Here is a 13,609-nt window from a genome sequence, read left to right as displayed (position 1 = left end):
CTTCCGGCGGTGTAGCCTAAAGACATGTCGCGAGCACGTGTCTTTCAGCCTATTTCTGTTCGTTCCGTGACGGCGCGGAATCGTTTGTGGATGCCGCCAATGTGCATGTACTCGGCCATCAGCGAGGGCGCTGAGCTGGGTGCGCCGACCGACTGGCACCGTCATCACTATTTCACGCGCGCCCTGGGTGGGGTTGGTGCGGTCATTGTTGAGGCTACGGGCGTCACCCCAGAGGGGCGCATTTCCAGCCATTGCCTGAGTTTGCATGATGATGCACTGATTCCAGCCTTTGCGACGCTTGCCGACGCTATCCATCAAGGTGGTGCCGCCGCTTTTATTCAGCTTGGGCATGCTGGGCGCAAAGCATCGCGCCCGCAGGGCTGGTTGGATCATGGCCCGCTACCGATTGGCGAGGGCGGCTGGGAAACCGTGGCCCCCTCTCCCATTCCTTTTGCGGAGGGTGAGCCGACGCCTCATGAACTGACAGAGGATGAGATCTGGCAGATCATTGAGGCTTTCGTGCAGGCTGCACGGCGCGCGGTGGAGGCAGGTTTTGACGGCGTGCAATTACATGGTGCGCATGGCTACCTGATTCACCAGTTTCTCTCTCCGGCGTCGAACCAGCGAACGGATGCGTGGGGTGGCACTTTTGACGGTCGCACCCGCTTTGTTCGTGAGATTACCCGCCGTGTCCGCGAGGTGTGTGGCGATAAGGCCCTCCTGATCCGCCTGTCAGCGACGGATTGGTCGGCGGAAAACCCCGCTGACGGGCGTCCAGGCTGGACTCTTGAAGAAACAGTGGCGTTGACATCGCTGCTGGTCGAGGACGGTATGGATATGTTCTGCATGTCCTCAGGTGGTAGCTACCCGGATGTGAAGATTCCTGCCGGTCCTGGCTATCAGGTCTTTGGGTCCCAGGCTGTGCGCGCTGCTTTGCGTGATCAGGGCAGTGCGGCGCCGGTGTCCGTCTGTGGCCTGATCCAAGCCCCTGAGCAGGGCGAGCAGATCCTTGTGACTGGACAGGCTGATGTCGTGGAGGTCGCTCGCGGGCTGCTGAGCGATCCGATGCTGCCTCAGGTGTGGCGCTCGCATTTGCGGTGTGATCCTGAATTACCGCCCCAATACCAGCGAAGCTTGAAGCGACTGTAGGGAGGCGTGCGCCTGTCAGGCTCTCTTGGTCCACCGGTAGTCCCGCGTTGTACGGGTTCCGCCGTGTCGATCGAGTTGCGCCTGGCCCGGAGCAATCGGTGCAACCACGCGCGATGAGTGGGCAGAAGTCCCTGAGAAGCAACCCGTCCGATACGAACAACCCCGGCGCCGTGAGCGGTGCCGGGGTTTGTGGAGCGTGATCCGTTGACGAGGATCAATAGTGAAGATGGTCAGAGAGTGGGGTCATCAAGAAGATCGTCAGTGGAGGGCAACCAGCCCTGCGCGCTTTCAGCGAGTTCCTTGAGCAAGGCTACAGCCTCAGCCTGCCGGTCAGCCTGGACGAAAAGATGATCATGATGGTAGCCAGCGATGACATTGCATGAAATTGAGCGGCTTGCCATCGTCTGAGCAACCGTAGCGGTCAAGCCGACAGCGTTAAGTGCAGAATGAACCCCCAAAGTAATGCGGGCGTAGGCTTCATCAAGGGGAAGGCCAGCCTTTTGAGCGTCTTCAAAGGTGGTGATGACGGTAATGCCTTCGGCTTCGCGGATCTGCGCGAATGGTTGAAGGCCAGCAGGAACCTCAGCTACGGAAGCAAACACGTAGACACCCTCGGGGGTAGGGGCGAGGGAGGCGAGGACCTGATCAAGATCTGACAATGCGGACATGTTTCGAGGGTATCCGCATCCAGACAGGTCTTAAAGCGCTGTCCGTTGACCGAGAAAACACATCTGTTGTCAGATGCCACCCTCACAGGCAGAAGCGTTGAAAATCCGCCATTTGTTTCGCTAGCGGATGCGGTTCATCGTGTCGGGGTGTGACCCAACCCGCCCTTTTTCACCTTCGTCCAAAGAATCAACAACAGCCATTTCGTCAGCACTCAAAGAGAAAGCGAAAAGATCAAAGTTCTCTGCTTGACGGGCAGGAGTCACTGACTTCGGGAAGATAATGTCGCCGCGCTGCAAGGCCCAACGCAACGCGACCTGCGCGGCACTCACCCCATGCGCCTCGCCAATGGCAGCAAGACGCTGATCCTGTGCCGCCTTCCCGCGAGCCAACGGCGACCACGCCTCGGTCACAATCCCCTGACGCCAGCAGAAAGTTCGCAACTCGTTATTCGGAAAATACGGGTGAGCCTCGAACTGGTTAACGTGAGGAACAACCGAGCCGCCCTCAAGAATGACCTCCACATGATGCCGCTCAAAATTCGACAGGCCAATAGCACGCGCCTGACCGGCCGCATAAAACTCCTCCAACACTCGCCACGGCATCAGAAGATCCCCACCATACAAGCCAGGCAGTGGCCAATGAATAAGGAACAGATCCACATAATCCGTGCGAAGATCACGCAAGGTCGCAGCAAAAGCCTCGCGGGCAGGGCCAGGCTTATGAACGTCATTATTGAGCTTAGAGGTAATAAACAATTCCTCACGAGGGATACCCGAATCGGCAATCGCGCGGCCCACCTCGGCCTCGTTGCCATACATCTGTGCCGTATCAATGTGACGATACCCCAACGCCAAGGCTGAGGTGACAGCCTCGTACACGCCTTCGGTGACTTTATAGGTGCCAAACCCAAGCTGAGGGATCAGCGCGCCAGTGGGCAGGGGCAGATAGGGAATCGGGGCGGCAGATGCGGGCGTAGTCATGGTGCTTCCTTACAACGATGGAGGACGGCAAAAATACGACGAACAGTAGCGGTACACCACTGGCAGGCTTAATCAGTAGTGCTCATGGGAATCCCGTCCTCGTAGCCTATCCAACTCGCGGCGTTCTTTCTTCGAAGGACGCCCACTGCCGCGCTCGCGGATTGGAACAGCCCCCGCCATACGAGGCCGCAGAGGAGAACGATCCTCGTAGCAGGCGCGAGCCTGGGGTGCGCCCACGCGCTTCACCAATAAACCGGTGACAATAAGAACCCGATCGAAACCTTCAACCCTGAGGCGAACCTCATCACCGAGACGGACTTTTTGCGAGGCCTTCGCGGTAGTCCCATTGATTTTGACGTGGCCCGCGCGGGCGGCGGCGGTCGCAGCCGAACGAGACTTCGTCTGGCGCACGGCCCACAACCAGGTATCAACACGCACCTCCGAGCCGCTTGCTAAAGCGTTCGCAGGAGGCGGGACAATAGGGGCAGCATCAGCATCCACTACGTGATTAGGAGGCATTGGACGGCCACCATGACACGGAATGAATACGGCACGAGTGAATATCAGAAAGCCCCTGGAAAGGTAAGGTCACTTCCCAGGTTCGGGACTCACCCGGTGAGACAGCCTCAACGCGCGTGGTTGCCGCAGGAGAACTACTGCGAGCACCGACAAGGGCAACATCAATCCACACATCACCCGTCTGTAAAGACTCAGCAACGTGATCGCCCACTGAGGGGCCAGCTAACGCCAAAGTGCCACGAACTAACGCAGTATCCTCACCGGGAACATGCGAACATTCATCAATGACAATCGACTGCAATAAAGAAAAATCCACCACGGACACGGCGTGGGCAATAGCCACCCGATCCGCGCAGGCATTCTGAGTAGCTTCCTGAGTCAGACGTCCCGCCCGCTGATACTTCATAAAAAGCTCGGGGACAGCTAGACGATTTTCTTCCGACACTCCCGCGCACCATGCCGTTGCCTGTGTTTGTGCTTCCTGCTCGCGCCGTTGGTTTTCTTCCTCGCGCTGGCGCTTCAGCGTGTCGATTTCATTGCGCTGCTCAACAACAAGATTTTCGAGATTGAAATTCTCGATCGCAAGGACCCCAATGGCACCCAATTGAATAAGGAGCGCCCCAGCGATCAACGTCCAGGCAAGGGCCTTGCGCCAGTGCTGGCGTCGAGCAGTAGCGGGCGAGACAGGGCGAGACGGAAAAAGATCCTCCAAAGAATCAGCCTGCGGCCCGAAGGAGGGCGCAGTGCGCGCAAAGGTGCCGGGGAAAGAAGCAGTGGCGTTGGCCTCGCCCGAATGTAGAGGATCTAAAGAGGTTGCCTCCGGCGATGACGGATCATTACTAGTCAGGTCAGACCACTTTTCTCCATCCCAGCGCCGGTAGAGATTCTGCCCGCTGGGGTCGGGATACCAACCGTGGGGAGGATGCGTCATGGGCAACCATCCTTTCATGCACCACCGACCGAAACCCCGCAACCGTGTGCCGGTTCTACAATCGCCACCATCACGACAGTCACGGAATAATGCTGCTGTTAATCGTGCCAGGAAATGAGCTTTTTTGCAGAATTGCTCTCTGATAGCGGGCAGAATGAGGGGGCGAACTAAGCTAGAGATATGGCGGACTTACTGACGGCGAATCACCTTCTGACCCTCTTTCTTGTTGTGGCAATCGGTGCCGCCATCGGCGCAATCCGCATCGGCCCGATTCGTTTTGGTGCTGCCGGCGCCCTGTTTATCGGGCTGGCAGTGTCCGCTTTCTACCCCGGTGTTGGCCAGGGCCTAGAGATCGTCCAGCAGATTGGCTTGGCATTCTTTGTCTACACCGTTGGCGTATCTGCCGGCGCTGCTTTCTTTCACGATCTGCGCTCGCGATCCGGTCTGCTGATGGCGGCTGCGATGATTAGTGTCGTCGGCGCAGTTTTAGCTTTGCTGGGCGGGCGGTTCTTTGAACTCGATAAATCCCTTACCATCGGTGTTTTCACCGGCGCACTCACAGCCGCCCCCGCCCTGGATGCGGCGGCGCGCGTCACAGGCGACCCGCAAGCCGCGGTCGGTTACGCACTGGGCTACCCGGTGGGTGTCATCGTCGGCGTAGTCATTGTGTCCATCACGGTCATGCGCTCATGGGTGGGAGCCAAAGACACGCCTTCAACTGCAGGTCTGGGACTTGAAGCCGTCACAGTGCGGGTACGCGAGGACATTAATACACGCCAAGTACCCGGGTGGCGACAGCAGCGTTTACGGATGAGCTACCTGCGACGAGGCGACCGAACACGCGTTGTCGTGCCCGGTGAGGACCTGCTGGCAGGGGATGAAGTCATTATGGTCGGCGCTCCCGAAGCAGTGGAGAAAGCTGTCACCCAAGTAGGTGATGTACTCGATCATCACCTTGCTCACGACCGATCAGACGTTGCCTTTGAACGCATCGTCGTGTCAAATCCCGAAGTAGCTGGACGCAGCATTTCTGAGCTCAATACTGCTGCCCGCTTCGGTGCTGTCATCACCCGTGTACGACGCGGCGACTTGGACCTTCTTGCCCGCGACGATCTTGCCCTACAAATGGGAGATCATGTTGCTGTTGTCGTCCCCGCAGACGAGCTTGATGCCATTCAGACATGGCTGGGGGATTCGGAAAAACGCGTCGCTGAAGTTGACGCCATGGCTATTGGTATCGGCATGGTGCTCGGCATGCTGCTGGGGGCCGTACCTTTCCCGATGCCAGGTGGAGCCTCATTCCAACTGGGTTCTGCTGCCGGGCCTTTGCTGGTGGGGTTGCTCCTAGGCGCATTGCGCCGAACAGGTCCATTGCTGTGGACCTTACCCGCTTCAGCAGCCATGACGATCCGCCAGATCGGCATTATGTTGTTCCTCGCGGCGTTGGGCTTGGTGACCGGTGGCGACATGGCGGCACTGCTGGTGACATGGACAGGCTGGAAGGCTGTACTTCTGGCCGCGCTGATTGTGACAGTGTGTTGCGTACTGCAGGCGCTCGCGGGCCGCGTGCTGGGCCTGTCGGCTGCGCGTACGGCCGGTGCAGTGGCCGGTTTCTTGGGGCAGCCTGCAGTGCTGCAAGCTGCGGAAGGTCGCCTGGCCGATGAACGCATTGAGTCCGCTTATGCCACGCTTTTTGCCTTCACCATCATTGTCAAGATTCTGCTGGTGCCCCTGCTGTGGGTGATGTAGCGCGTGAAGGCGTTGTGTTCCCTTCCCGGCGTAGGCTTTAAGGCTTTGTGTTCCCTTCCCGGCGTACGCTTTAAGGCTTTGTGTACAACTTAGTGCCTTGTGTACGTGGTGCACCACGTACACAAGGCACTAAACCGCACACAAGGCACTAAGTTGTACATTAAAGCGCTATCGCTGACGTTAAGCGCTCAGTCGTCACTCAGCCCTGCTTCCAGTATTCCGCCAGGGCAGTTGTCAGCGCGTACTGGTCGTTGACATGAGCCATTTCGCGGGCCGAATGCATGGAAAGCAGGGGGATGCCAACGTCAACGGTGCGGATGCCCAGGCGGGTGGCGGTGATCGGGCCAATGGTGGAGCCGCACGGCACATCGTTGTTCGACACGAACTCCTGCACAGGCACGCCCGCAGCCACGCACACCTGCTTCCAGCGTGCGATGCCGGTGGCATCGGTAGCGTAGGACTGGTTGGCGTTGATCTTGATGACGGGGCCGCGTCCCATCATGGGACGGGTGTCGGGGTCATGGCGTTCACCGTAGTTGGGATGCACGGAATGTGCGGCGTCGGCGGACACACAGAAGGACGCCGCAATCATGCGTGCGAGGCCTTCGGCGTCGCGGCCCAGGGCGTGTGCGGTGCGGGTGAGGACATCACTGAGCAGCGGCCCGGCTGCGCCGGTGCGCGAGTGGGAGCCAATTTCTTCGTGATCGAAGCAGGCAAAGACACGCACATCACCATCGGTAGGTATTCCTTCAGAAATAACCGTCTCCAAGGCAACCAGGCCCGCGTGTACGGAGGAGAGGTTATCTTGGCGTCCAGAGGCAATGAACTCGCCGTTGACTCCAAAGAATCCGGCGCCTTGTTGGGGGATGGTGACGATGTCGTAGGAGGCGATGTCTGCTGCCGATTCCAGCCCGGCATCACGGGCGATAATGTCAAGGATGTTCGCGCCGGGAGCGTCGACTGCCCAGATGGGGTGCATGTGCTGTTGGCGCTTGAGGGTCAGGCCTTCGGAGTTGACCGTGCGATCAAGGTGGATGGCGAGCTGTGGGATGCGGGCCAGGGCTCCGGTTCGGACGAGGAGTTCACGCCCATCGTGGGTGATGACACGTCCGGCGAGGGCGAGCTCGCGGTCCAGCCAGGAGTTGATGAGCATACCGCCGTAGATTTCGACGCCGAATTGGTTCCAGCCGTCGGCGGTTTGGGTGGAGGCGTTGGGCTTGAGGGTGAAGGTGGGGGAGTCGGTGTGTGCTCCGACAATGCGGAATCCGGCGTTATCGGCCAGGTTTTCGGGGACGACCCAGGCGATGACGGCGCCCTCGCGGATCATGACGTGTCCGCCGGGGGTGGCGTCCCACGGTTGGGTTTCGTCCTGCATGGTGAAGCCAGCGTCGACGAGGCGCCCGGCAACGACGTGGGCTGCATGGAAGGAGGAGGGGCAGTCGTTGAGGAAATGCGTGTAGTCGAGGGCGTTGGCGGTGGTGGGGTCGAAGGAGAAAGTCATAGTTCAATCCTAAGCCTCAAATGTGGGCGGGTATTCGAGGGCGGGGTTATGCTCGACACATGAGTGTGAACATTCCGCAGTACACCTTGAATGATGGCGTGAGTGTTCCGGCGATGGCGCTGGGCACCTATAAGTTGAATGGCGTTGCGGGGGTCGCGGCGATGGTGAGCGCGATCGAGCAGGGCTACCGCTTTCTTGATTCGGCCTTTAATTACGAGAATGAGGGCGCACTAGGGCAGGCTGTGCGTGAGGTGCAGCGTCGTTGTGGGGTGGGCCGTGATGAGTTGGTGTTGGCGTCGAAGCTGCCGGGCAGGCGTCACGCTTATGATCAGGCGGTTGATACGGTGCATGAGTCGTTGTATCGGGCGGGTTTGGATTATTGGGATTTGTATTTGATTCATTGGCCAAATCCGAAGGTGGGGTTGTATGTGGAGGCGTTTCAGGCGTTGGTGGACCTGCAAAAGCAGGGTCTGATCCGTTCGGTGGGGGTGTCGAATTTTTTGCCGGAGCATTTAGAGCGTCTGCGCGATGAGGTAGGCGTGTTGCCGTCGGTAAATCAGATTGAGTTGCATCCGTATTTCCCGCAGGTCGAGGCGTTGCGTGTGCATGAGGAGTTGGGGGTGCGCACGCAGTCATGGAGTCCTTTGGGCCGTAATAATGGCTCAACTGACGAGGCCGTTGTCCGTAGCATCGCGCGGGCGCATGGGGTGACGCCCGTGCAGGTGGTGTTGGCGTGGCATGTGCAGCGGGGGAGTATCCCGTTGCCGAAGTCCGCGAATGTGGAGCGTCAACGTGAAAACCTGTTAGCTGTGGAGTGTCGCTTGAGTGCACAGGAGCTGGAGGCGATTACTGCCTTGGTGCGTGTGGATGGGCGTATGAAGGGGCAGGATCCGGCCGTTTATGAGGAGTTCTAGGCGTGGGTCACCTGTTGGCGGGCTGTCAAGGTGAGAGTGCATACCCTCCAGGCAGCCATTCGTAATGGAATTGTTATTTGACCTGGTAGTGAGCTATTTGAGTCGTTAGCATCTGCCTTTTTCTTAATGCGGCGGGCAAACTTCTGCGGCTTGGTCACTGTTTGTGAGCGTCGAAATTCTTGGTTCATATGCAGCAAGTCCGCAGGAAAAGCACAGTTGGCTAGAGTCGTTGGGGTGCCTCGTATCTGGATGTAGAGCCCGTCTCATCCATGAATTAGGCAACTAAGCTGTCCAATTGGTATAAATTTTTGCCTATGTTGAATATGTATAGCTAAAGTGTGATCGTATTTTATATAGCATTAGAAGTCAGCTAAGACTGCCATACTTCCCGCATTCAATGGAGGCCCGCAATGTCAGTGTTTAGGCTACGCAAGTTTGTAGTCACGCTCGTAGTGATGGTTTTAGCGTTGGCGGGTTTTATCATTTCTGTGCGTGCTGCCGCTGCTGTTAGTGAAGGCGATCTTGATCTGCGCCTTCACTATGCCGAGAGCCCTAATGCTGGGACCTTAACGGAATACACCGCCATCATCGGGAATATTGGTACAGAGGCCTTGACTGATCTTCCTGTCACGTTCACCTTCGGTCAAGGAACGTGGCACGCTTCTCTCCTTGATGAAGATCAACCGTGCGAACTTTATCGTCTTGTCGCTGGCGGGGAACCTGAGTTTGTGAAGAAGGAAAATTGTTTTTCCGGTGGCGGAGCTATACTTACGGACAATGAGATCTGGGAGGGAAATAGTTCGCCGAGCATGACTGGTGCTCTGAACTCACTGCCCCCGCAGCATCACTACCGGATTAGACTTCAAGCCCACCTTCCATACAAAAAATCGGAGACGATGCACAGTCTGAGTGTGGGACCCGGGTCAGGTCTCGAATCGGCTACTAAACAGTCCTTCCGTCAGTTCATTGCGAATAGTAGTACACCTCCAACGTCGCGTGTGGATGTTGTAGTTACGCCCCCATCTCCTCCTACCGCACTGCGAGTGGGTGCTCCCGATGATGAGAATGGAGCCTCGGCTGATTATGCTGAATATACTATTTCCTGGGAAAACAAGGGAAGGCAAGACCTTTGGCAATTTCGGCCACAGGTTCAGTCACAGTTAGCCTTCGATGATTCAGATGGAGGCAGCCGAATTCCTGGGCGGGATCGCTTGGAAGCATTTGGGCAGGAGTATCTAACAGAGGTTCAATGTGATGAGCAGAACTCATCTTCTGGCCTCTGTGAGAACCTGCAGGTGAGTCCGAATAACTTCCGCTCTTATTACTCGGCGATTAATCATCAAATTTCAGGATCCGGCCCATATCAAGTGCAAAGCACTATTTTGCCTGTGTTGGCGAAAGGTGAAAAATTAGTTCTTAAGTTTCGTGTCAAGCTATTTGCGTCATGCATTGGGCCCGAGGGTAGGAGTTATGCACTTACGGTAAAAAATGGCGCGAGCACCTATTCTAATAGTCCTCAACCCAGGATCGTTGGAGTAGGCGCTGAAGAGGATGTTGTCGAGAAGGTTGCATCTTTTGCTGCAAAACCATGTCCTGAGACAACGCTGAATCTAAGTATGCGCGATCTCACAGCAAACACCTCTTCCGCATCTCCCGGGCAAGCGGTGACTAGGGTGGAGTTTGTCGCAGAAAATACCGGCACGCAGCCCATCCCCTTAGCCTCTCTGGAAAGCGGTCTGGATCCGCGGTTCTCCTTAATGCTGAATGAATCGGGCTACAATGCGCCGAATCAGAGACACCTTCTAACTCGGGAAAATCCCGGGGCAATAACGGCAGAACAAGAGGTAAATTGCATTGATGATGAGGACAATACAGTATGTCCTCCTCTTGAATGGCCGCTGCGTCTTAGCGGTGCTCTCGAAGGGCTACGTGACCCAATTTCGGTCCACAATTTCAGGAAAAGGCAGGTTTCTGTCCCGCCTGGTAAAAAAATCAAACTTCAGGCGACCACCACCTATACTTTTTCTGAATGTCTAAAAGTCCCGAATCGTGAGGAAAGTCAGCCTGTTGACCTTCTCTTCCGACCCAAGGTCGAAGTAAGGGCTCCTTTTGCTAATAATGGGACTGTCGTCTATCTTCAGTCCGAGAATTCTTCCACGGGTTTCCGTAGAATCTTTGATCGGCGTCAAGATGTGCTTTTGACGCCGGGAACTACGGTGCGTGGAGCTTGGGCTTGTGGCGAGAAAAAGCCGAAGATTGAAATTACGGTCACTGCCGATAATGATCTTCCCCTCTATGCGGGAGGTCTGCATTCGGGCTTCGCGAGTGATCCGGAGGGGTATGTAACGGGTGGATACAAGCGTTTTCATGTGACAGTTAAGAATGTGGGAAATAAGGAGTTAAAGTTTAATACCGGCAATGATTACGACTCCGCTTTCTATTGGAATATTCCCTATTCTTCATCCTCAGAATGGGACTATAGGCGCATTGGTAGCGACGGTACAGTGAAAACTGGGAGTTCGACCGGGGCGGTTACGCAGATTCCTTTATTTATAGATGAAGGTGTCGTAACAATTCCGGCATATGATCCAACGGATCCCGACGCGAGTACCCTTCGATTTGATTATGAAATCGGTAGCAGAAGTTCTCAGGAGTCGAGTCAATGTCCATCCTCGAAGGGTTCAGTTTTTCTGAAAGCCCACACAGAGGCTACAAATCCCTACGATTTACCTACTTTTCCGGGATTGGATATTACCTACAACGGACAAATAAGGGCTGAGGATGGCTATAGTGTTCCCTATGTTTGTCATGACACAAGCGTTCTCATGACGGCACCCGCCAATGATTCTGCTCCCGGCGCTTCGCATTCCACCACGACAACTATTCAGAGTCACAACGGTCAAAGTGACGCCATCTCCTATGAGATTCGCTATCCAAAGGGATCTATCGTTTTCCCCAAGGAAGCTCTCGGTCGCGACCTCTTTGCTGCGACGCTTCCGCCGGAAGTCCAAGGTGTAGCTAGGTGTTTCTTTAAGAAGGGAAGCTGTCAGGATAAGATCACAGGTCTCCTGACTCTTGAACGGGACTATTACTCCCTCAAAGGTGTTCTTTCCGGCCTGGCAGGTGATAACAAGGCCGACATTGTAGTTTCGGCGAAAATGGGAGTTATCAGCCCTGTCCAGTCAGAAGGATTTCGAGCATTCAGTATCATCACATCAAAGGGTGATATTAAGGGGAATCCTAATCAGTCAAACCTTGAGTTCGGTATTCGTAACCAGCATTATGAGTTCTCTGATGTGCGGTGGAATATCCTTGGGAAATTGCTCGATTTTGGATGGAAGAACACCGTCGAAATCCCAGTAACTGCTGCTGTCGACGTCGGTCCGTTGGTATTCAACGGTCGCTTGGTCTGTGAGAACTCGGGACATGCTGTTCCGGCTCTTCCGGCTATGACAGTGCCAGCGGGCCAAAATCCCCGTATGACCACAGTCACAAAGGTAGGTCGGCAATGGTGGAAGGATGAATGTACTCTCATTGCGACATCACCCAGCCCACCTGAGGGCATGATGTGGAAAGAAGACATCCCAACATTGCCTGGGCACGCCTTCTACTATGGCGGTGAACGCTCGCAGCGTTCCGTCTATGAGGCAACGGAACAAACGGAACACACCTATGCCTTCAATTGGAAGCTTGTCCCGGCACCTCAAACGATTTCTGCCTTAAAGGGGCATCGCAAAATTGACCCTTGTGGACCCAGTAATGCTTACTGGGTGATACCACCAAGTACCGCAGAGGTGACATGGACGAAAAACCAGGATGGCAGTATTGATGCCGTAGCCAATCCTGGTTATGCCTTCGCAACGTCAGTGCCGAATCAGTACCGTACTGCGCAGCACTTTGACGCTCCGGTTGACTCCAATCGAGCGTGCCCGAGTATCCAACTAAAGGCTAAGGGTGATCGTCTGAAAGGATCCACCCATCAATTCACCATTGCATGGAATCAGACAAATCCCGCCACCCCGGCATCCACTGCGTCAGCCTCTTCGAATATTCCAGCAGGCCAGACAACGATCGGCATCCTGACCTCGCCTGTGAGGACGATGAACGAGGCCGAGGGAACAGTCACTCTGACAACCTCTCCAGCGGATGCGTTAAGCGCCTATCAACCCATATTGGAGTGTCGTTATAAAGAGGGCTCTTCGCCAGAGATCACGTTTGTAGCGACGGATAAGGGTATGGCAAATAATCGCAAGACTTGGACGCTAAAGGTGCCCGACACGGATGCTGTTGTCACTTGTGAGGCTACCATCGTCGGAGGACTTACCAATGTGACGCTCCGCAGTTTTGATGGAGGTTATCCCGACACCGCGCTCGGTGTAGGAACGTCTGCACCAATGAGCGGAAACGAAGAGTGGAAGATTTTCCCAGAAAGTGCCACTCCCGGAAGCTTCGATGTTGCCACAGGAAAGGTAGCGGCCTTCGATCAGAAGAGTGGGAAGTACGTCTTCTCTGGAATGCGGCCAGGTATTTACTACATCGGTCGAACCGTGACACCGCAGGGCTTTGATCCTGATCGACTTCATGTAGAAGAAGTGTCGGGTGTGAGTAAGGTCGTTGCCGAAGGCAAGGACTACATTAAGGTCACCGTCAGTGCGAGCAATCTTGCAGAGGTTACGACTTATGCCATCCGCCAACTTGGCTCACTGACGTTCGACAAGATCAGTGCCGTTGACGGAAGCCTTCTAGAAGGGTCAGCCTGGATGCTGACCTCAACAGAAGGAGGCAACGGTGACGGCGACTGGGCCCAGGGCGTGCCTCTGACGGACTGCGTTGCCAACGAAGCAGCCGCATGCACGGGCCTGGATAAACAACCCGAAGCTGGAAAGTTCCATATTGATGCGCTCAAATGGGGCAACTACGAGCTGCGCGAAACCCAAGCGCCCGTCGGCTTCCGCCTGCCGGAAAACGGAGCTAACGGCAAGGACTTCACAGTCCAAGCAGATGCCTTGACCCACTCCTTCACCGGTGGAGACGCCATCACCAATGATCACTCCGGTGTCCCAAATATCCCGCACACAGGCGGGTTAGGCCGAGACCACCTGCTTATCAGCGGCATGCTTGTGCTTCTGATCGCAGGCGTGGCCACTGTGTTGTTGCTGCGCACAGCGCAACAACGTCCCTGAATCCCGCCACAGTG

The 13,609-nt window shown here is 55.9% G+C and carries 9 protein-coding genes; 4 read left to right on the top strand and 5 right to left on the bottom strand.

What is annotated here, in order from left to right; all coding sequences use genetic code 11:
• The first annotated feature begins 24 nt into the window (after nt 1-24).
• Nucleotides 25-1,149, top strand: a complete 1,125-nt coding sequence (locus EII11_RS09920; RefSeq protein WP_124872302.1) for an NADH:flavin oxidoreductase/NADH oxidase — start codon at nt 25-27, stop codon at nt 1,147-1,149.
• 230 nt (nt 1,150-1,379) lie between these two features.
• On the opposite strand, the gene EII11_RS09915 is transcribed toward EII11_RS09920, so the two are convergent.
• The 4 genes from EII11_RS09915 to EII11_RS09900 all read right to left on the bottom strand — a co-directional run bounded on the left by EII11_RS09915 (nt 1,380) and on the right by EII11_RS09900 (nt 4,248).
• Nucleotides 1,380-1,817, bottom strand: coding sequence for an ACT domain-containing protein (locus EII11_RS09915; protein ID WP_124872299.1), 438 nt, complete (start codon nt 1,815-1,817; stop codon nt 1,380-1,382).
• 120 nt (nt 1,818-1,937) lie between these two features.
• Complete coding sequence (locus tag EII11_RS09910; protein WP_124872296.1) at nt 1,938-2,798, bottom strand: aldo/keto reductase; 861 nt, start codon at nt 2,796-2,798, stop codon at nt 1,938-1,940.
• A 72-nt stretch (nt 2,799-2,870) separates the two neighbouring features.
• Entirely contained in the window at nt 2,871-3,317 is a 447-nt protein-coding gene (locus tag EII11_RS09905; protein WP_124872292.1) for an RNA-binding S4 domain-containing protein, read from the bottom strand.
• Entirely contained in the window at nt 3,307-4,248 is a 942-nt protein-coding gene (locus EII11_RS09900; protein ID WP_165867144.1) for a DUF2510 domain-containing protein, read from the bottom strand. Before EII11_RS09900 ends, EII11_RS09905 begins: the two co-directional genes overlap by 11 nt.
• 180 nt (nt 4,249-4,428) lie before the next feature.
• Between EII11_RS09900 and EII11_RS09895 the strand changes: the two genes are divergently transcribed.
• A complete protein-coding gene (locus tag EII11_RS09895; protein WP_124872286.1) occupies nt 4,429-5,997 on the top strand; it encodes an aspartate-alanine antiporter-like transporter in 1,569 nt (522 codons plus the stop codon).
• Between the two features lie 199 nt (nt 5,998-6,196).
• Here EII11_RS09895 and EII11_RS09890 read toward each other — a convergent pair whose 3' ends face one another.
• Nucleotides 6,197-7,498 carry a M18 family aminopeptidase gene (locus tag EII11_RS09890; protein ID WP_124872283.1) on the bottom strand — a complete coding sequence of 434 codons (1,302 nt, stop codon included), beginning with the start codon at nt 7,496-7,498 and terminating at the stop codon, nt 6,197-6,199.
• A 59-nt stretch (nt 7,499-7,557) separates the two neighbouring features.
• On the opposite strand from EII11_RS09890, the gene EII11_RS09885 reads away from it, so the two are divergent.
• Both EII11_RS09885 and EII11_RS09880 read left to right on the top strand, forming a co-directional pair.
• A complete protein-coding gene (locus EII11_RS09885; protein WP_124872280.1) occupies nt 7,558-8,412 on the top strand; it encodes an aldo/keto reductase in 855 nt (284 codons plus the stop codon).
• A gap of 410 nt (nt 8,413-8,822) precedes the next feature.
• Nucleotides 8,823-13,595, top strand: coding sequence for an MSCRAMM family protein (locus tag EII11_RS09880; protein ID WP_124872277.1), 4,773 nt, complete (start codon nt 8,823-8,825; stop codon nt 13,593-13,595).
• The last annotated feature ends 14 nt before the right edge of the window (nt 13,596-13,609 follow it).

The organism is Schaalia canis (assembly GCF_003858455.1).
Classification (GTDB): domain Bacteria; phylum Actinomycetota; class Actinomycetes; order Actinomycetales; family Actinomycetaceae; genus Pauljensenia; species Pauljensenia canis.
The sequence above is the reverse complement of the archived record's forward strand: the minus strand, read 5'-3'. Positions and strand labels throughout refer to the sequence as shown.